Annotated in this window: 14 protein-coding genes and 2 tRNA genes; 5 read left to right on the top strand and 11 right to left on the bottom strand. The window is 52.4% G+C overall.

Annotated features, from left to right (window positions below):
* Window positions 1-9: 9 nt before the first annotated feature.
* Both BM191_RS05115 and BM191_RS05110 read right to left on the bottom strand, forming a co-directional pair.
* The gene (locus BM191_RS05115) at window positions 10-927 is read right to left on the bottom strand and encodes a transcriptional regulator GcvA (protein WP_092875799.1); all 918 of its coding nucleotides are present in this window, start codon (window positions 925-927) and stop codon (window positions 10-12) included.
* Window positions 928-1,254: 327 nt separating this feature from the next.
* Window positions 1,255-1,479: a YgdI/YgdR family lipoprotein gene (locus tag BM191_RS05110; protein WP_092875797.1), complete on the bottom strand. Its 225-nt coding sequence runs from the start codon at window positions 1,477-1,479 to the stop codon at window positions 1,255-1,257.
* Between the two features lie 216 nt (window positions 1,480-1,695).
* Between BM191_RS05110 and csdA the strand changes: the two genes are divergently transcribed.
* Complete coding sequence (gene csdA, locus BM191_RS05105; protein WP_092875795.1) at window positions 1,696-2,904, top strand: cysteine desulfurase CsdA; 1,209 nt, start codon at window positions 1,696-1,698, stop codon at window positions 2,902-2,904.
* Window positions 2,904-3,347 carry a cysteine desulfurase sulfur acceptor subunit CsdE gene (gene csdE, locus BM191_RS05100; protein WP_092875793.1) on the top strand — a complete coding sequence of 148 codons (444 nt, stop codon included), beginning with the start codon at window positions 2,904-2,906 and terminating at the stop codon, window positions 3,345-3,347. The genes csdA and csdE overlap by 1 nt, the downstream gene beginning before the upstream one ends.
* A 20-nt stretch (window positions 3,348-3,367) precedes the next feature.
* On the opposite strand, the gene tcdA is transcribed toward csdE, so the two are convergent.
* Both tcdA and mltA read right to left on the bottom strand, forming a co-directional pair.
* The gene (gene tcdA / locus BM191_RS05095) at window positions 3,368-4,168 is read right to left on the bottom strand and encodes a tRNA cyclic N6-threonylcarbamoyladenosine(37) synthase TcdA (protein ID WP_092875791.1); all 801 of its coding nucleotides are present in this window, start codon (window positions 4,166-4,168) and stop codon (window positions 3,368-3,370) included.
* 67 nt (window positions 4,169-4,235) lie between these two features.
* Complete coding sequence (mltA, locus tag BM191_RS05090) at window positions 4,236-5,342, bottom strand: murein transglycosylase A (RefSeq protein WP_092875789.1); 1,107 nt, start codon at window positions 5,340-5,342, stop codon at window positions 4,236-4,238.
* Window positions 5,343-5,535: 193 nt separating this feature from the next.
* On the opposite strand from mltA, the gene BM191_RS05085 reads away from it, so the two are divergent.
* A tRNA-Met gene (locus tag BM191_RS05085) sits at window positions 5,536-5,612 on the top strand.
* 98 nt (window positions 5,613-5,710) lie between these two features.
* Window positions 5,711-5,787, top strand: a tRNA-Met gene (locus BM191_RS05080).
* Between the two features lie 78 nt (window positions 5,788-5,865).
* Here BM191_RS05080 and amiC read toward each other — a convergent pair.
* Window positions 5,866-7,110 (bottom strand): N-acetylmuramoyl-L-alanine amidase AmiC, encoded by a 1,245-nt coding sequence (gene amiC, locus BM191_RS05075; protein ID WP_092875787.1) that lies wholly within the window; start codon window positions 7,108-7,110, stop codon window positions 5,866-5,868.
* Between the two features lie 227 nt (window positions 7,111-7,337).
* On the opposite strand from amiC, the gene argA reads away from it, so the two are divergent.
* On the top strand, window positions 7,338-8,666 hold the full coding sequence (argA, locus tag BM191_RS05070) for an amino-acid N-acetyltransferase (protein WP_092875785.1): 1,329 nt from the start codon (window positions 7,338-7,340) through the stop codon (window positions 8,664-8,666).
* A 42-nt stretch (window positions 8,667-8,708) separates the two neighbouring features.
* On the opposite strand, the gene recD is transcribed toward argA, so the two are convergent.
* The 6 genes from recD to BM191_RS05040 all read right to left on the bottom strand — a co-directional run bounded on the left by recD (window position 8,709) and on the right by BM191_RS05040 (window position 19,550).
* Window positions 8,709-10,541, bottom strand: coding sequence for an exodeoxyribonuclease V subunit alpha (gene recD, locus BM191_RS05065; RefSeq protein WP_177203297.1), 1,833 nt, complete (start codon window positions 10,539-10,541; stop codon window positions 8,709-8,711).
* Window positions 10,538-14,083, bottom strand: a complete 3,546-nt coding sequence (gene recB, locus BM191_RS05060) for an exodeoxyribonuclease V subunit beta (RefSeq protein ID WP_092875783.1) — start codon at window positions 14,081-14,083, stop codon at window positions 10,538-10,540. The genes recD and recB overlap by 4 nt, the downstream gene beginning before the upstream one ends.
* Entirely contained in the window at window positions 14,080-14,430 is a 351-nt protein-coding gene (locus tag BM191_RS05055; RefSeq protein WP_092875780.1) for a hypothetical protein, read from the bottom strand. The genes recB and BM191_RS05055 overlap by 4 nt, the downstream gene beginning before the upstream one ends.
* A gap of 299 nt (window positions 14,431-14,729) precedes the next feature.
* Window positions 14,730-18,113: an exodeoxyribonuclease V subunit gamma gene (gene recC / locus BM191_RS05050; protein ID WP_092875778.1), complete on the bottom strand. Its 3,384-nt coding sequence runs from the start codon at window positions 18,111-18,113 to the stop codon at window positions 14,730-14,732.
* Between the two features lie 22 nt (window positions 18,114-18,135).
* A complete protein-coding gene (locus BM191_RS05045; RefSeq protein WP_092875776.1) occupies window positions 18,136-19,077 on the bottom strand; it encodes an SPFH domain-containing protein in 942 nt (313 codons plus the stop codon).
* Window positions 19,077-19,550 carry an NfeD family protein gene (locus BM191_RS05040; RefSeq protein WP_092875774.1) on the bottom strand — a complete coding sequence of 158 codons (474 nt, stop codon included), beginning with the start codon at window positions 19,548-19,550 and terminating at the stop codon, window positions 19,077-19,079. Before BM191_RS05040 ends, BM191_RS05045 begins: the two co-directional genes overlap by 1 nt.
* Between the last annotated feature and the right edge of the window lie 11 nt (window positions 19,551-19,561).

Below are 19,561 nucleotides of genomic sequence, written 5' to 3'. Positions count from 1 at the left end.
GTAAAACAGTTAATGGTCGTAGCGAAAACGAAATTTTTCTTGCTCACTGGCAGCCCGGGACAGGATCCACTGACGAAAGGCGGCTATTTTACCGAGTTCTGCCTGACTGTCATGGCAAACAAGATAAAAAGCGTTTTTACTAACCAGTACATCATTAAATGGGCACACCAATCGACCCGCCTCAATTTCAGTTTGCGCCATTACGTTATTCGCCAGCGCAACCCCCTGACCATGAATGGCCGCCTGTAATACCATTGCGCTATGGCTGAATATTGGACCTTGCTGCACATTGATGTGCGACAATCCTAGCTGGCGAATATAGGATTGCCAGTCGCGACGTGAAGCATCATGCAATAGCGTATGATGATCCAAATCGGCGGGCGTTTTCAACGGCCGCTCGCTAGCCAGCAGCTGTGGCGAACAGACGGGCAGCAAATATTCGACATACAATTTTTCTACCCGCAGCCCTGGCCAGTTACCACGACCGTAAAAAATGGCCACATCAACGTCGTCGGCCAGTTTTTCCTCATCCCGGTCTACCGCCTGTATACGCACGTCGATACCCGGATAAGCAGAGTTAAAGCTGGAAAGACGCGGAACTAACCATTGAATAGCGAAGCTGGGAAGCAAACTGACCGTCAGCGCACCTTTCGCACTACGCGCCTGAAGCTTGCGGGTCGCTTCATTGATGGCTGAAAAAATTTCTTTTATATCAAGATAATAACCCTGACCCTCTTCTGTCAGAAGCAAAGAGCGATTACGACGTCGGAACAATTTTAGCCCCAGAAAATCCTCAAGCGATTTTATCTGATGACTGACAGCAGCCTGAGTTACAAACAGTTCGTCAGCGGCTTTGGTGAAGCTTAAATGCCTGGCCGCTGCATCAAAAACTCGCAGGGCATTCAATGGCGGCAAACGTTTAGACATAATCCAGGACCATCTGAAATGACATAAATAGTCACAGCTGTATATAAGGGGTTACATATTAGATTTTTTTATCCGAGGCATTATAAATTGTCCGTTGTTGAACTACCAGCAAATACCTATATTTGCCGCACTTCCTCGGGCTGGAACGAAAAGCAAGTTAAGACGCGGAGTTTTAGCAGGCTTTTGGCTTGTGGTCGTGATGTTGTGTTTGCAATTTGATCTGACCTTTTTCAGATCTGACTAAATTCCTGTAGATTAACCCTGTCTGTCCATAGTAATTTTAATAGCACCGCCAATGCGGTGCTTTTTTTTCTTCAACAAATCTGATTACTGACCCAGTTCAACCATCTCTTTAATGTCAGAACGGTTGATTTGCTGTTTAACGCCGTTTGCATCTTTATACTTGATAAGCCCCGTCTCATCATCCAGGGCCGGTTTACCGCTCGCAACAATGGTGCGTCCGTCGTTGGTGTGCATGACATAATTGCTAGAACAAGCAGCAAGCGTCAGTACCACGCCACTGGTGGCCAGAAGAGCAGCTAATTTTTTCAATTCTTCATCTCCTTGCAGATAGTAATGCAATTAACGTCCCCTACCGCTACCAAAAGTATCAGCAAAAACACCTGACAAAGCGGCGGTAATTTACGGGTAATAGTTCAAACCTTGCATGATTTAGCTTAACTCGCTTTGCTGGCTTTGCCAGCCAATCAGGTTAAAATCATCCTGGTCCTAATATTGCTTTCAGCAGCATCAGATCAAAGAGGCACCATGCACAACTTCTACCCCGCTAATTTCCGAGCACAATTCCCTGCTTTGCAGGATGCGGGAGTCTATCTGGATAGTGCTGCAACGACTTTAAAGCCACAGTGTCTAATTGATGCCACCAGCACCTTTTATTCCCTTAGCGCCGGGACGGTTCACCGAAGTCATTACGCATCAGCACAAGAGTTAACCGCTCGGTATGAGCAGGCCAGAACGCAGGTTGCCCGCTGGATTAATGCCACCGACCCGCACAGTATCGTTTGGACGCGTGGTGCAACTGAGGCAATCAATCTGGTAGCGCAAAGCTGGCTAGAGCCTCTGCTGCATGCCGGCGATGAAATCGTCGTTTCCGAAGCGGAACATCATGCTAATTTCGTTCCCTGGCTAATGCTGGCACAACGTCACAACGCCAGGCTGATAAAACTGCCGCTGGGAAGCGACAAGCTACCGGATCTTTCGCTCCTGCCACAGTTGCTCAATGGCAAAACACGTTTGCTGGCACTTGGACAAATGTCTAACGTCACCGGCGGACGCCCGTCACTAAAACTCGCTATCGAACTGGCCCATCAGGTGGGTGCTAAAGTGATGATTGACGGTGCACAGGGCATTGTTCACGCGCGCACCGACGTACAGGCGTTGGATATTGATTTTTACGCGTTCTCAGGTCATAAGTTCTATGGGCCGACTGGCCTCGGCGTACTTTACGCAAAGCCGGAGTTACTGGAAGTGATGTCTCCCTGGCACGGAGGCGGCAAGATGCTAACCCAGGTCGACTTTAAGGGTTTTACCATCAAGCCACCGCCCTGGCGTTTTGAAGCAGGAACACCAAATGTCGCAGGCGTCATCGGCCTGAGTGCTACGCTTGACTGGCTAGCGAACATAGATATGGAGGCTGCCGAACGCTGGAGCTGTGAGCTGGCGGATACCGCTGAAGAACAGCTAGCTGTGCTACCTGGCTTTCGCAGCTTTCGCGCCAGCAATGCCAGCCTTCTGTCGTTCGAACTCGCCGGCTTGCACCACCACGACGTGGTGACGCTGCTGGCAGAAAGTGGCGTTGCGCTGCGCGCCGGGCAGCACTGCGCCCAACCACTGATGCAGGCACTCGGCGTATCCGGAACGCTGCGCGCTTCGTTCGCACCTTATAATACCCTGCAGGACGTGGAGGCGCTGGTACGCGCCCTGCGTTTGGCGATCGATCTGCTGGAGGAAAGCTAATGAATCAAGCCGTGCTGGCTCCACATCCCTTTGGCTCGCTCATTACAGCCGGGGAATTACTACGAAAATTCAGTACGTTTCAGCATTGGGAAGATCGCTATCGCCAGCTAATAATGCTGGGTAAGCAGTTGCCAACCCTCGACGAAAATCTTAAGCGACCTGATATCGAGCTAAGTGGCTGCGAAAATCGCGTCTGGCTGGGCTGGCAGCATCTCGAAGGTAACAGGCTACATTTTTACGGCGACAGCGAAGGACGCATTGTAAGAGGGTTACTGGCTGTGCTGTTAACCGCCGTTGAGTGCCAGTCGGCGCATGCGCTGCGTCGTGACGATCCGCTGGCACTGTTCGACAGGCTTGGATTGCGCCAGCAACTCAGCGCCTCACGCAGCGCAGGGCTAGAGGCACTGGCTGCGGCAGTCAGGTGCGCAGCGGAAAGCACATGAGATGACAAATCTGAGGCTGCTTAAACTCTGACGGCCTTAGCCTGTAGCTTTTTTAATACATGCGATACCGCAACGAAACCAAAGGTTGCGGTAACCATTACCGCTGCGCCAAAACCAGACTCACAATCCATTCGCTTTGGTCCTTCGGCCGTCGCCCGCGAGGCGCAGACGCTGCCGTCCACTTGCGGATAAAGCAGCGCTTCAGTGGAAAATACGCAGTCGATCCCCAGCTTACCCCTACTATTTTTAACAACGCCAAAATCTTGCTTCAGCCGTTCGCGCAGTTTAGCTGCCAGCGGATCCTGGATAGTTTTACCGAGGTCTGCTATCTGGATCTGAGTGGGATCTCTTTGCCCTCCCGCGCCGCCGATAGTAATCAACGGAATTTTGTTACGACGGCACCAGGCAATTAGCGCCGCTTTGGGGCGTACGCTGTCGATGGCATCAATGACATAATCAAATCCGGCTGCCATCATCTGTGCAGTATTATCCGGCGTGATAAAATCATCCACACAGGTAACGCGGCACTCGGGATTGATCGCCAGAATACGTTCAGCCATTACACCGGACTTGGATTGGCCGATATTTCCTTTCAGGGCATGGATCTGGCGGTTAGTGTTCGTTATACAGACATCATCCATATCAATCAGCGTAATCGCACCGATCGCGGTTCGCGCCAGCGCTTCTGCGACCCAGCTTCCTACACCGCCAATACCCACTACGCAGATATGCGCACCGGCAAATATGCGGAGTGCCGATCGGCCATACAGCCGGGCAGTGCCGCCAAAGCGTTGCTGCCAGGCGTCGGAGAGAAATGTCATGACTACCTCTAAAACTCAACATCATGCGGGCCAGGCTAGCCCGCAGCCGGATAAAACGTGATGAATATTAATCAGTGATTTGAGTATACTGGCCGGTTCCTGGCGCAGCGCGCAGTATCCACACCCGTCCGTAGTGATTATACCAGCCGGCAAGATGGGCCGCCTGCTGACCTACCCCCTGATAAATATCAAAATGCTGCCCTTTAATCGCTCCGCCTGTGTCCAGCGATACCATCACACGCATCTCATATTTTCCGTTGAATTTACCTTTATCATTCAGCAGAGGAACCTCAGCCAGCAGTACCGACCCCGGAGGGATCAGCGCTGGATCAGACGCCACAGAAGCTTTAGCCACCAGCGGCACTGCGCTAGCTCCGCGCACCGGTGTGAAAGGCTCTGGCTTAAAGAACACGAACGATGCATTCTGCTCAAGTAATTCCTGCACCTGAACCGGCGAATGGCTCTCTGCCCAATCGCGGATCGCCTGCATGGACATATCCTCGCGGCTCACCTCGCCGCGATCGATAAGTATCTTACCGATGCTTCGGTAAGGGTAACCATTTTGACCACCGTAGGCGAAAAAGGTCAGCGGTCGGCCATCGCCAAAATCCACGTAGCCGCTGCCCTGCACACCCATAATAAAATTGTCCATCAGTGAGTTGCTGTACGCAATGACATATTTATCGCTCAGCGCGCCGTTATAGATTTGCGCTCGACTCGGCAAACGGCGACCTTTCTTGGGGGGCATCCGGTAGATCGGATACTGGAAAGCCCCCTGGCGCGTATGGCGTGCCTGCACCACTGGCGTGTAATAGCCGGTAAATTGGACATTACCATAATGATCGGCACCTTCCATCTGGAAAACATCAAGACCATAGCGACTTAACTGACGCGTATCGCCACCCGCCCTCAGCCAGCTTTTAATCGAGTTATAGGTAGCCTGCTGGCGATCATACATGGCCGGATCAGCGTACTGAATCTCGAGCAGTTGATCGGAAAAGTCTTTTGCGTTTACCGGCGCGCCCGTTACATTAGGCTGGTTAACCAAGGCCAAAGGCTGTTCCAGCTTTCCATCAATATACTGCTGTCCCCTGTCGGTCGGCTTTGAAGAACAGGCAGCCAGCAACGCTGCCAGCACACCGATCAGACATAATTTAATTGCAGTCCCTTTCATTAGCACAGGATCCCCTTACGGATTTTCAACAAACGATATCAAAGGCGTCGGCATAAAGAAATGTAGCAGCTTCATAACGCAGTCATGCTTGCGAGTCAGTACAGATAATTGTTTAACAAAACGGCAATTGAGCACCCAATTCCAAAAAAGGGTTGCATACAATTAATTGCAGAGTATAGTGCGCATCCACAGACGCGGGGTGGAGCAGCCTGGTAGCTCGTCGGGCTCATAACCCGAAGGTCGTCGGTTCAAATCCGGCCCCCGCAACCAATTAAGGCTGAATCAGCTTTTTTGGTACAGAAGTTAACAAGCCCCAAACGCTGAGATGGCGTATTGCTCTGGGGTTTGACAGTAAGATGTAAGACGGACGCGGGGTGGAGCAGCCTGGTAGCTCGTCGGGCTCATAACCCGAAGGTCGTCGGTTCAAATCCGGCCCCCGCAACCAATAAAATCAACACCCATCAGGGTGTTTTTTTTGCCTTTAATTTGCCCACGTTTACCAAGCTCCATCAGTAGCCCCCAGCTATTTATACTTTGCCAGCACCGCGCCATTAGCAAAATAAGCTTTGATACCCGCGAGGATCGCTTGAGCAACCTGCTGCTGGTAACGCGGTGTGCGTAGTTTGCGCTCTTCTCCAACATTACTGATGAATGCCGTTTCAACCAGAATCGACGGAATATCCGGCGCTTTCAACACCGCGAATCCAGCCTGATCAATAGTGCGTTTATGTAACTGATTAATTTTCCCCATACGAGACAGCACCTCTTTACCAAATATCAGACTGTCGCTAATCGTCTGGCGCTGTACCATATCGAACATGGTATGATCGAGATAGCGATCGCCACTCATACTGACGCCGCCGATCAAATCCGACTCGTTTTGTGTTTGTGCCAGAAAACGTGCCGCCGCGCTGGTTGCCCCGTGCGTCGAGAGCGCAAATACTGACGAACCGCGAGCCGCCCGGCTGGTAAAAGCATCAGCATGAATCGAAACGAACAAATCGGCACGCACACGACGAGCTTTAGCCACCCGCACTTTTAGGGGGATGAATACATCTTCATGACGTGTCATATGGGCACGCATATTCGGCTGTTTGTCGATCAGCGTCTTGAGATAGCGTCCCATCTTCAGCACGATATCTTTCTCGCGCGTTTTCATCTTACCCAGAGCGCCCGGATCTTCGCCGCCGTGTCCGGGATCAATCATAATCACAATAGGTCGATCTCTTCCTGCTTTGCCAGGTAAGGGTGCCTCTGTCGGCTGGTTTTTTTCCAGCTTACCGTTGTTGTAGTCTTCCAGTAATGCCAACAAAGGATCGTCGGATATCGCTTTTACCGGATAAAGATCCAGCACCAGGCGATCTTTTATGCCGGCCACCGGTGCCAGGGTAAACAGTCGCGGCGAGACATTTTGTTTAAGCTCCAGTACCAGCCTGATTGTACGGGGATCAAACTGCCCTACCCGGGCGCTTTTGATATACGGATCGTCGCGACGCACCAGTTCGCCTACGCCTTTCATCACCCGGTTAAGTTGAATATTTTCAATATCCACCACCACTCTGTCGGGATTAGTCAGCGTAAACTGCTTATACTTCAGAGGTGTGCTGGACTCGATGGTCAAACGCGAATAGGTAGTAGAAGGCCAGATGCGCACTGCCATCACGTGGCTGCTGGCGGCTAGGCCAAGCTTACTGACGCTAAGTAACCACAGTGCGCCAGCTCCTTGTAATAAGCGACGACGGCTCACATTGAAATCAGGATGCGACATGCAACTCCGCTTTGCCGTGTTGTATAAAAATATAGCGATAGTAGTTTCGGGCAAAACTTTACCCAATCCGCCAACCGGTGTCACCCCAAAAACGCGATAAAATGCAATAGATTAGAGGTATTTTACTATCCTGACATCTTTATTCGTTGGGATTCTTCTTGCGCATAAACGCTAAAAGAATAAAAATACATTTTTTACGAATAAAAATGCATTAATGAGGGTTAACTGTGAAGGAACGTAGCACTGAGCTGGTCGATGGCTTCCGCCACACCGTCCCTTACGTAAATGCCCATCGGGGCAAAACGTTTGTCATTATGCTGGGCGGCGAAGCTATTGAACATGAAAATTTTGCCAATATCGTTAATGATATCGGTTTAATTCACAGCCTTGGCATCCGGCTGGTACTCGTTTACGGTGCACGACCACAAATAGATGCTAACCTCGCCGGGCATGGTATGGAGCCGGTTTATCATAAACATATCCGCGTTACCGATGCCCAATCGCTGGAGCTGGTGAAGCAGGCAGCAGGGCGACTACAGCTGGACATCACCGCCAGGCTTTCAATGAGCCTGAGTAACTCCCCGCTTCAGGGTGCCCATATTGATGTAGTGAGCGGCAACTTCATTATTGCCCAACCTCTTGGCGTCGACGACGGCGTCGACTACTGCCATAGCGGGCGCATTCGCCGTATCGATAAAGAGGCTATTCATCGCCAGCTTGATGGCGGTGCAATCGTATTGCTCGGCCCGGTAGCGGTTTCGGTGACCGGTGAAAGCTTTAACCTGACTTCTGAGGAGATCGCAACCCAGCTGGCGATTAAGCTTAAAGCTGAAAAGATGATCGGCTTCTGCACAGGCCAGGGCGTCATCGATGACGACGGTAACATCGTTTCGGAGTTATTTCCTGACGAGGCGCAGACTTATCTGGATCATCGTGAAAGCAGCGGCGACTATCTTTCAGGCACCGTACGCTTCCTGCGCGGTGCGATCAACGCCTGTCGTAGCGGCGTTCGTCGCAGCCATCTTATTAGCTATCAGGAGGATGGCGCGCTGGTGCAAGAGCTGTTCTCACGCGATGGTATTGGCACGCAAATTGTTATGGAAAGCGCCGAACGTATCCGCCGGGCAACCATCCATGATATCGGCGGTATTCTGGCGTTAATTCGCCCGCTGGAAGAGCAGGGAATTCTGGTGCGCCGCTCACGCGAGCAGCTGGAGATGGAAATTGACAAATTCACCATCGTTGAGCGCGACAATTTGACCATCGGCTGTGCGGCGCTTTACCCCTTTCCTGAAGAAAAGATCGGAGAGATGGCGTGCGTTGCTGTTCATCCAGACTACCGCAGCTCTTCACGCGGAGAAGCGCTGCTGGATCGCATCGCGTTGCAGGCAAAGCAGATGGGCCTTAAGAAACTATTCGTATTGACTACCCGTAGTATCCACTGGTTCCAGGAGCGCGGCTTCACGCCTGTGGATGTCGATCATCTGCCTGAAACCAAGAAGAAGCTTTATAATTTTCAGCGTAAATCAAAAGTGCTAATGGCAGATCTTGAATAGCACTCAGTGGGCAGCCCAGCTGCAGCTCATCGACTGGCGATATTATGTGGTTAGACGCGCAATTAACCCGCTGCGGCGTTCAGTTTGAGAACGAATGCCCGCTCGCAATATTTTTGCGTCGGCGTAGAGAGACAAACGTTCGCGCGCGCGCGTAATGGCCGTGTAAACCAGCTCACGGGTCAGCACCGGCAGAACCTGACCGGGAAGCACCAGCGCAGTATGTACAAATTCAGACCCTTGTGATTTATGAACCGTCATTGCCCAGGCGGTTTCATGCTGCGGCAAGCGACTGGGCTGAACCGCTTTCACGCCACCGTCAGGCAGCATAAAAAACACTTTCATTCGCTGCTGATCGTCAAGCATCGCAATGCCGATGTCACCATTATACAAGCCCAGCGCACTGTCATTACGTGCGATCATTATCGGTCGACCGATAAACCAGCGGTTTTCTCCTGATGGCCGCAGAATAAGACCCGCTCGCTGCAAAGCCTGAGCAATGCGCTCGTTCAGTCCCTGGATACCAAATGGCCCATCGCGCAGCGCGCAAAGAATTTGATAATGGCTGAATTGCCGTAATACTGCCTCCGGCCCGGCACCTGCCTTTAATGCGTTCAGATAACCCCTGAAACCATCTACCGCGTCATTCAGCATTCTTTGATAGTCTTTCTGACTGACCAGCGGTTGTAAGCTAATATCCGTAAATCCACGCTGCCATATATCTTCCACCTGCCGAACGTCACCGCTGTTTACTGCCAGCGCCAGTTGACCAATACCTGAGTGACTGGCAAAGCGGTAGCTTTTACGAAGCAAGCAAATACTGTCACGGATGGCAACCGCACCGACGACATCACTGTAGCCAGGCTCACAACCGGTAAGCTGCTGCAGCTCCTGCGCACGCTGCGGGCTATATCCCTGAGCAGCACAGCTGCATATATCCCCTAACACTGCGCCAGCTTCCACCGAAGCGAGCTGGTCGCGATCGCCAAGAAAGATCACTCTGGCCCATGCGGGAAGCGCTGCAATTAACTCTGCCATCATGGATAAATCCACCATTGAGGCCTCATCCACTACTAACACGTCCAGATGCAGTGGATTATCGACGTTGTGGCTCAGGCGCTGACTGTCAGGTTTGGCTCCCAGTAGACGATGTAGAGTGATAGCCTCCTGAGGGAAACGCGCTTTTTCCGCTGTGCTTAACTGCAATCCTGCGAGAGCATTACCCAGCGATTGTGTCAGACGTGCTGCTGATTTACCTGTCGGTGCTGCCAGTTGAATACGTAGCGGCACAGATGAGAGCTGGATAAGCGCCGCCAGCAACTTAGCCACAGTGGTGGTTTTACCGGTTCCCGGACCGCCGGAAATAATCGACACCCGCCGGGTTAGCGCTACCGCTGCCGCAATCTTTTGCCAGTTATCCGGTTGTTGACCAAAGTGGCTATCAAGCACCTGCCGCGTCCGCTCAGCAGAAAATGGCTCCGTCACCAGCGACGAGGTGAGAAACGCCGCGACCTGTCCTTCAGCCTGCCATAACCGATTAAGATAGAGCCGCTGCTGGCTTAGTACCAGCGGGGTTGGCGATCCGCCCTTACCGATCGCTTCCTGATGTTGAAGCAGGGCTAACCAGTTTTGTGGAGCGCCAGCCGCCTGCCAGATGGCCTTCGCCAGTTCAGGTTCGTGTCCGGCAAACAGGTGCTGTGCCGTCATCCGTGCTAACGGCAGGCAGACGTGGCCGGCCCCTGCCTCTGCACTGACCCAGGCTGCAGCCAGCATCAGGTGCGGATCGTCATTGGCAATCAGCCGCGCAAAATGCAAATCCAACGGCCGTAGCAATCCCTGCTCGCAGGCTCTTTGGAGTAAGAGAGTCATACCCGTCATAGCCTGTCCTCTTCACTCGGTAAAAAGCAGGCATCCAGCCCTGCCAGTAGCGCCGCGTCAGGTCTGGTACTGAATACGCCGTTGCCGTTATTTTCTCCGTCAATACCGCGTAAAAACAGATAGATAACGCCGCCAAAATGGCGTTGATAGTCATAATCCTTAATTCGTTGGCGCAGGTAGCGGTGTAGTGCCAGGCTGTAGAGCTGATATTGCAAATCGTAACGATGACTACACATTGCCGCCTCCATCGCCTGACGGGTATAGGCCGAGGCATCCTCGCCCAACCAGTTTGATTTATAGTCCAGCAGGTAATATTTCCCCTGCCAGCAAAAAACCAAATCGATGAACCCCTTCAGCATTCCACGCACCTGGTGAAATTGCAGCGGTGGCGCCTGCTTCGAGAGGGGATCGAAACGACGGATCAGCGCATCCAACGTTTCAGCATTTAACAAACGGTCAATCGGTAAATAAAAAGCCATTTCTGCCCGCTTACTGGCATTGCTAAGCTGGTTCAGACTCAGGCCGTTGTCCAGCAGCGGCGCCTGTAGAACCGCTTCCAGCCATTGCTGGATCACTATCAGCCAGTGGGCTTCATATCCCGCCGTCTGTAACGCCACGGCCAGCCAGTCGGCATCGACCGACCGGGTAAAGTCGAGTTGTTCAAACAGTGCATGTAAAAAAGTGCCGGGCGCGGCGCCGCGTGGAAAACTGTGAGGCGTCAGTGTTGGTTGTCCCACGGCTGTTCCCCCCTCACCCGCTGCATCCATGTCGAGACGGGGTAGCAGCTCCAGCGTATGCACTTGCCCATACTGCAACAAACCGGTGTAACTGGTAACCCGCCAGCGATCGAACAGGGCCCTTCCAACCGAGGGGCTGACGAGTCTGCTGGTTTCAACTTCGTCGGGTAGCCATGCCGCGACATTCATCTCCGCCGTAGTACAGAGCGCAATCCCCTGCTGACAGAAGGCATCCAGGGTACGACGAAGCTGGTTTGCATCCAGCGCTTCACCACGTTGAAGTAGCCAACCAAGCGCGCTTTTATGCAGATCGCTGACGCCCTCTTTTTTACGGTTACTTTTAATCAACGGTGCAATGCCAATGCTACAGTGCCACTTCGCACGGGTAAGCGCGACGTACAGCAGACGCAAGTCTTCAGCCAGCCTCTCCTGCTCCGCCAGCTCAATACTTTGAGCGTCATCGCCCAAATCCAGTAGCGCTTCAAAACTCTGACGATCGTGATAAAGCCCCAGGCTGGCTTCCCTGAAGCCTGCGATGAATGGCAGCCACACCAGAGGGTATTCAAGCCCCTTAGATTTATGGATAGTGACAATTTGTACCAGATGACTATCGCTTTCCAGCCTCAGCTGCTGACTGGCAGCATTGCTGTCAGGCTCAGTAATTGATTGTGCAAGCCAGCGTATTAGCGCGTGCTCACCGTCGAGCGTCGCCGAGGCTTCCTGCAACAATTCACTCAGATGCATCACGTCCGTTAAACGACGCTCTCCCGCTTCGGAAACGAGCAGGTTTTCTGCAATTGACCGCCGCATCATCAGATCGCGCAACATTGGCAAAACGCCGCGACTGAGCCATAACTCGCGATAATCACTGAATTCCTCAACCAGGGCATCCCATAATTGCTCGTTTTGCGACAGGGTATCCAGAGTTAAGGCATCAAGACCAAACAACGAGGTCGCCAGCGCGTTGCGTAGCGTGCGTTCCTGTTCAGGTGACAGCACCGCCTGCAGTAGCCAGAGAATTTCGCGCGCCTCCGGCGTGGCAAAAACGCTCTCGCGGTTAGACAAATATACCGAGCGTATATTGAGCGCTGCCAGCGCATCACGTATCAGCGTCGCTTCGTTACGACTACGAACCAGTACGGTAATATCTGAGGCTTGCAGCGCACGCATGGCACCGGCTTTACCGAGCATTGCCGCGCCCTGTTGCCCGGCCTGCAGCCAGCGGCAGATATCCGCTGCACACTGCTGCGCCATATAATCCTGATACTCACGCGTACTCACGCCATCACCTGGCTGTAGAAAAATACGTAGCGCGGGCACTTCGCTACCCGCCAACGTAAATTGCAACGTTTGATTTGGCGGCGCTGCTTTGACCGGTATAAATGGAATTTCAGCGAACAAAAAAGGCTGCGGCAGATCTCCGAATAAGTGATTAATGCCGTCAATCATTGACGGCGATGAGCGCCAGTTAGTATCAAGGGTATAATGAGTATCTACTTCGGCACGCGCTTTCATATAGGTGAAAATATCTGCACCGCGAAACGCATAAATCGCCTGTTTGGGATCGCCAATCAATAGCAGCGCGTTTTCTGGCCTGCGACCATAAAGTCGATGAAAAATACGATACTGCTGGGGATCGGTATCCTGAAATTCATCGATCAGCGCTACCGGGAAACGTTGACGTATCGCCTGCGCCAGACTTTCGCCCGAGGGCCGTTTCAGTGCTTCGTCCAGCCGACTCAGCAGATCGTCAAAACCTAGCTGGGCGTGCTGTCGTTTTTCCTCTCGGATGGCAAAGCGGACCTCTTCCAACGCCAGGGCAATCACCAGATCGCGCAGCGAACGCGGTTCAGCAAGGAAATGATCAATCGAGGTGAACAGCGTGTGGCGGGGCACTTCTCCCTTTTTTGTTTTTTCTTCAAGCACGCGCTGACCAAAGCGCTCCAGCTCTTTGACCACGTCGTAGCTGTCAGTTTGCGAAGCAGCCCACAAATCAATTTTATTCAACCACTCGGGCAGATAACGGCTGCTGTAGCTGCGCTTATCGACACCTGAGTCAGTGAGCAATGTCTGCACCTCGCCTGACTGTGCGAGCCACTGCGCCTTCATCTCGTTAATCCGGGCAATGATCCGATCGTGGCGTCCGGTTATGGTTTCAGCGTTATCAGGCGCATTTTTGAAACGCGGGGCTTCCCCCCCCAGCCAGGGTGAGAGCGTGGTAAGTAGTTGCTCCGGGCCACGCCAAAGTTTTGTCATGGCTCTGGCGACCGGCAGAGGAAGCGAATAGCAATGTCGCCGCCAGAAATCGGCGGTCGCTTGTCGGCGTAGCTGCTGCTCATCCTCCAGAAGGGTTTGCTCGAACGGCATACCTGACTCAAACGCATTGAGGTTAAGCATCCGCTGACAAAAACCGTGAATGGTAAAAATGGCCGCTTCATCCATCTGGCGCTCAGCCGCCAGCAGCCACTCCGCCGCACCGGCAAGGGAGGGGATCTCATCGAGCAGCGACGCCAGCACATTATCATTGCTAGAGCCACGCACGCAGGCAAGCCGCAATTGATGAATATTTTCCCGGATCCGCCCGCGTAGTTCAGCCGTGGCAGCTTCCGTAAAAGTTACTACCAGGATCTCACTCACCGTCAGCTGGCGATGATAAGCCGCCTCGCCCCCCAGCCCCAATAGCAAACGCAAGTAAAGGACGCCGATAGTAAAGGTTTTTCCAGTTCCAGCCGAGGCTTCTATCAGCCGTTCACCATACAGCGGTAACTCAAAAGGGTCCAATAGTTGCGGTTGACGCTCGCTCATGTCGTATCACCTTTTATTGATGAGGAGTGTTGCAGCGCCGGAAACGTCTGCCAGATGTTACCGTAAGCCGGGATCGCCTTTGTCAACGGTGACAAATTGTTGCCACTCATATGCGCGCGTTGCGTGAATTCTTCAGGAGCAACAATAGCCTGGTAGATGTAGCCTGCAACGTACAGCGGCGTCAGACCGGCGATCGGCCCAATAAGGCTTTTTCGCATAGCAACAGGATAATTTTCGCTATCGAATTTTTTAATTAAGGGATGAGTCTCTTCGTCCTGCGCCCGGGCGGATTGCCTGTAAGTTACCATTATTTTCGTTCGATACTGGCTAAAACCTGGCTTGCTCATTTCTCGCTACCTGTTGTTCTCCGCTGGCAAATAAAAAGCGTCAAAACGTAGTATCAGATAAGGAGTTATTTGCTGCTACTTCGCACTAAAAACTGCCCCTACTGAAGATAGATTGTCTGCGCCCGGCCTCATAGGTCCCTCAATGCCCAGAAAGGCATTACTTCGCGATACGGCCGAATACATCCCGTCAGGGCGACTTCTGCTCATTTCAATAACGAAAAGCATGCTCACTGCGGGATAAAAACTAACGGTATTTATGTTGCGTATCCGGCAGCCCGACCAGCTCTTTCGCTGGATAATTAGTCCTCAATTGGGTCAATGCGCGCTTCAAAAAGCGGTAGCAACCAGATCTCTGCCTGGCGGAAAATCTCCTGCAAATGCGCTTCGTCAAGCGTTCGCATTAAACGCTGCAGATAGACGTCACTCCCTTCACCGACCGTCTGAAAACCATCCTGCCAGCTTTGCATAAACCGAGTGCGCGCCCGGCTGAGGCTGGCTTCATCCTGGCTAAGCGTGCCGGTCTGCTTATCAAAAAGGCTCTCCAGCCAGGCCCCTGCTGAACGAACCAACAGCAATGGCTTCTGCATTCCTTGCAGGTAACCTTCCATATAATATTCAAGCAGCTGCCTGGCGCGCGAGGCTTCAAGAGCCGCGAAATGCCACTGGCTGTCTTTACGACCAAACATGCGGCTTTCACCTTCTCCACCGCCAGCGCAGAACACCAGATGCTCCAGCCATAACACTAATTCATCGGTAATATTCAGCACGCCAGGGCGCCAGCGCAGCAGCCCGTCAGTCTGGATCTCAGTCAGCCAGCCGCTAAGCTGTGTCTGGCCAAGCACCAGCGCGATCTCCTGCTGAAAAACGGGCTGACGCTGGCTACGTATCCGCTCAGCCAGTTGCTGCATTTCCTCACGCTGTTCAAGCCAGATTATCTCGCCAAAGGCTCCGCAGGGAAGCTGACCGGCAGCCCGATAGTGTGATAAAAGTCGTTCGGCGTCACCCTCCTCGACCAGAGTATTGAGTAAGTCGACGTTAAGCTTATAGCGACTCAGACTGTCGAGCGCAAAGGGTTCGGCATCGGGAAGGCTGGTTTCTTCCATAAAGAAGCTAACGCCCAGCCGCTGGTTAAAGAATGCACGCACCGGATGACGCCAGAAGCGCAGAAAATTATCAAATGTTACCGTCTCTGGTTTCAACGCCGGCAGTGACCGCATAAAGCTGGAATGAGCTTTCCCGCTACCTTTAGCGGCAGGAAGCCATTCACTGGCATAGCTGGGCCAGGGATTATCCGGCATGAAGTTATCTTTGGCGAAAGGCGTGCGCCCATGCAGAAAATGCAGATGTGCCATCAGTTTACGAGCACTTGCGTCCGGCTCGAGCTGGCTATCACCGACCAGTACAAAACTTTGCGCAATGTATTCCACCAGCTCACTTACCAGTACCGAAGGAAATCGTTCGCTATTATCCTGAATCGCCCGGCCGATATAGCTAACATATAGCCGCTGGCGAGCAGAAAGCAGCGCCTCTAGAAATAAATAGCGGTCGTCATCGCGCCGACTTCGATCGCCACGTCTGCTCTGCAGGCTCATTAAGTCAAAGCCTAATGCCGGCAAGGTTCGGGGATAAACGCCGTCGTTCATTCCCAGCAGGCAGACAACCTTAAAGGGTATTGAGCGCATCGGCATCAGAGTGCAAAAGTTGATTGGCCCGGCAAGAAATCGCTGGCTTATCCGCTCTTTGTCGAGCCGGCTATTAAGATCGTCGCGCAGCAATGCGATCGCGACTTTTTGCGGAAATCGAGCCTGCAAACCATTGTCGATTACCTGCTGCCACTGGGATTCAATCAGAGTAAGCGCGGCTTCGCTATCGGCATCCACAGTAAAAAAATCATCCAACAGCATACGACATAAAGGGAGCCATTCACTGAGTGAGCGCACCATTTTAAGTCTGGCTCGCCAGCGGCGAAGCTTTTCCAGCAGGCTTGCCAGATTGCCCGCCAGTTCAGCTATCAGGCCGCTGGATTCATCATAGGGCAATATCCCCTGCCATTGACCGCTCTCACTATGCATTGCATAGCCTAGCAGCATGCGCGTCAAGCCAAACTGCCAGCTATGCTGACCGCCAGGCGGCAGGTGGAGGTCGGCTACGCTATCATCATCCAGCCCCCAGCGAATCCCGGACTCGTCTATCCACCGACGTAGTCGACGGCGGTCTGCTTCTTCAATGGAAAAGCGCGCCGCCAGTGCCGGAACCTCCAGCAGTGCGAAAACGTCTTCACTGTAAAAGCGGCTTTCTGGCAGGCTCAGCAATGCAAGGAAGGCCGGAATTATCGGATGCGCCTGGCGTGCCCGGCGGTCTGAGATCGCAAAAGGTAAATAGCGCTCGCCAGGCGCGTTACCAAACGCCGCCTGAATAAAGGGCGCGTAGCTGTCAATATCCGCCACCATCACAATAATATCCCGCGGCGCGAGTGATGGATCTTCGTCCAGCAGATGTAACAGGTAATCCTGCAAAACCTCAACCTCACGCTGAGGGCTATGGCACAGATGCAGTGAAAATGATTCGTCATCCGGCTGAATAACACGCTTTGCCTCGCTGTTTAGCAATGAAGCGGTATCCATACCAATAACTGCCTTATCCTCGAGCTCAAGGAGATCACGCTGCAAATGCGTTAACAGGCTGTCGGCATTGATTTCAACGAAGGCAGATACTTCATTAGGCTCCAGTCCGGCTAGCAGATAAAGATTATCGCGCCCGAGCTTACCCCAGGAAGCCAGCAGAGGATTACTCAGATTTTGTTCGCCGTCAGTGTTAAAAAGCGCGCTAGCCGCTTCTGGTTGACGAAACTGCGGTATACGTTGCTGACTAAGATAGTGGTGGCGATCGCGCTGCTGTAGACGGGCCAGGAAAGCGTAATTCTGAATATCTCCCCAGTAATGACGACAGGGGTTAGTAAACATAAGATGTACATCGATATGATTGCCTAACGCCTTCAGCGCCTGAAGATAGACTGGGGGCAAAGCGGAAATTCCGCAGATAAATACCCGGTCCGGCAAGCCGTTGGGGCGCGATGCATCGGGCGCAAGGCGCTCAATAAAGCGCTGGTATAAATTGGCACGATGCCATCCCGATTGCGCCAGCTCTGCGGTATAGGCAACCAGCCTGCGCCACAAAGTGGCTTGCCACTGCTGAGTCAGATCATCACTCAGATCAGCAACCTGCTCTCCCTTTTCCCAGGCATTCAGCCAGTCCGGCCGGTACACCAGATACTGGTCGAATAAATCAGCAACGCGGCTGGCCAGCTGAAACAGTTTACGGCAGTTAATGTCTTCGGTCAGATAATAATGCAGTTGGCGAAAGGCCGGTAATGCCAGCATCTCCGGTAAAATAGCCATTAATTTCCAGCTCATGCTGGATTTATTAAATGCGCTTTCCTTAGGGATATCCGGTAACACGCGTATAAACATGTCCCAGATAAAAGTTGCAGGCAGAGGAAAGGTAATGTTTGCCGCAATATTCAGCTCCTGCGCCAACGACATCTGCAGCCACTGCGCCATACCCGGGCTCTGCACAAGTACCACTTCGTCGGCCAGCACGTCAGGCAGCGGTTGAGCGGCCATAATTCGGGCCGTCAGGGTTTTGAGCAAATCCAGCTGGTTGGAATGATAAACGGTGAACATGCCTTTTCCCGTATCGACTTGGTTATTTTTGCGCTGGCTGCTGCACAGCTAGGTCAGATCCGACACCAAGAGCAACGCCGGCGTTGACCAGGCCACCAACAGACTTCGCCAGGTCGGCTGGCATCGCAATGATCTTACTGTTATTGCTGGATGATAGCGCCGAAAGTGCATCTACGTAGCGGGTAGCTAGCTGATAATTTAAAGCCTCCTGTCCACCAGACATGCTAACGCTGTCAGCAAGCAGCTGATTGGCATGTTTGGTGCCTTCCGCAAGAGAGATGGCCGCTGCAGCCTGGCGAATAGCCGCTTCCTGATCCGCTTCGGCCTTTAGAATAGTCGATTGCTTCACACCTTCAGCTTCAAGGATCGCCGCACGTTTTTTACCTGCCGCGCGCGTTTCAATCGCTTTTCTCTCTCGCTCTGCTGCGGCCTGTTGCTCCATCGCGACTTGCATCGAAGAGGACGGATTGATGTCCTGAATCTCTATCGAACGAACGATCAACCCCCAGTCAGTCATTTGATCGGCCATCGCCATCAGCAGTTCACCTTTAATAACATCGCGTGAAGAGAGGCTTTCATCCAAATCCATTTTGCCGATAGTGGCACGTAGCGAGGTCATCCCAAGGTTGACCGTTGCTAACTCAAAATTTTCCACACCATAGGCCGCTTTTTGCGGATCGGCTATTTTCACAAAGCAAATTGCATTAACACTGACTACCGCGTTATCGCGAGTAATCACTTCCTGAGTCGGGATGTCAAACATCTGATCTTTGGTTGAAAGCTTATAAGCAACGTTATCGATATAGGGAATGAGTATATTCAGCCCCGCGCTTAAAGTGACACGATACTTTCCTAAACGTTCAACGATCCATTGCTGTCCCTGCGGTACGATACGCACACACTTAAACAGCGTAACCAGCACTACGATTAATAAAATGACGATAGCAAATAATCCGGCCTGCATTACACACCCCCACCCTGTTGATGTAATGATTGTACGCGCTCTACGCGCACCAAATGTTGTTCGAGCTGTTCTGTTACCACCACCCGGGCATCAGCCAGTAGAGATTCATCAGAAATGCAGCGCCATTCACTGGCACCCATGACGGGTTTTTGTAATAACAGTAATCCCTGTTGAGTTGATGAGCACCCACGTGCCAGCACGCCAATTTGACCAGGTAATGAATCCTCTACGGTCTCAGAAATATGGTGCCTCCTGTTGTAGCGTGCCCATAACCAACTACATAGCAGCATGGCAATAATCCACAGCGTCAACTGCCATTCAATGCTCATGTCTGGCCAGATTAAAGCAACAAATGCAGGCACCAGAGCCGCAATGGCCATCCACAGGCCAAAAAAGGTCGTGGTCATTAGCTCAATGAGCAAAAATAGCCCGCTGACAATAATCCATGCCCACCAGACAATGCTTACCTCCATTTACCCCTCCG

The organism is Izhakiella capsodis, assembly GCF_900115045.1.
Lineage (GTDB): Bacteria > Pseudomonadota > Gammaproteobacteria > Enterobacterales > Enterobacteriaceae > Izhakiella > Izhakiella capsodis.
This window is presented reverse-complemented; position numbering and strand designations above follow the sequence as displayed.

What these genes read in the sequence shown, in the direction of transcription:
- recD (WP_177203297.1), bottom strand. Translation starts at nt 10,541, where the DNA reads ATGACGGGTATGACTCTCTTACTCCAAAGAGCCTGCGAGCAGGGATTG.
- BM191_RS05040 (WP_092875774.1), bottom strand. Translation starts at nt 19,550, where the DNA reads ATGGAGGTAAGCATTGTCTGGTGGGCATGGATTATTGTCAGCGGGCTA.
- amiC (WP_092875787.1), bottom strand. Translation starts at nt 7,110, where the DNA reads ATGTCGCATCCTGATTTCAATGTGAGCCGTCGTCGCTTATTACAAGGA.
- BM191_RS05055 (WP_092875780.1), bottom strand. Translation starts at nt 14,430, where the DNA reads ATGAGCAAGCCAGGTTTTAGCCAGTATCGAACGAAAATAATGGTAACT.
- csdA (WP_092875795.1), top strand. Translation starts at nt 1,696, where the DNA reads ATGCACAACTTCTACCCCGCTAATTTCCGAGCACAATTCCCTGCTTTG.
- recC (WP_092875778.1), bottom strand. Translation starts at nt 18,113, where the DNA reads ATGTTCACCGTTTATCATTCCAACCAGCTGGATTTGCTCAAAACCCTG.
- recB (WP_092875783.1), bottom strand. Translation starts at nt 14,083, where the DNA reads ATGAGCGAGCGTCAACCGCAACTATTGGACCCTTTTGAGTTACCGCTG.
- csdE (WP_092875793.1), top strand. Translation starts at nt 2,904, where the DNA reads ATGAATCAAGCCGTGCTGGCTCCACATCCCTTTGGCTCGCTCATTACA.
- BM191_RS05115 (WP_092875799.1), bottom strand. Translation starts at nt 927, where the DNA reads ATGTCTAAACGTTTGCCGCCATTGAATGCCCTGCGAGTTTTTGATGCA.
- mltA (WP_092875789.1), bottom strand. Translation starts at nt 5,342, where the DNA reads ATGAAAGGGACTGCAATTAAATTATGTCTGATCGGTGTGCTGGCAGCG.
- tcdA (WP_092875791.1), bottom strand. Translation starts at nt 4,168, where the DNA reads ATGACATTTCTCTCCGACGCCTGGCAGCAACGCTTTGGCGGCACTGCC.
- BM191_RS05045 (WP_092875776.1), bottom strand. Translation starts at nt 19,077, where the DNA reads ATGCAGGCCGGATTATTTGCTATCGTCATTTTATTAATCGTAGTGCTG.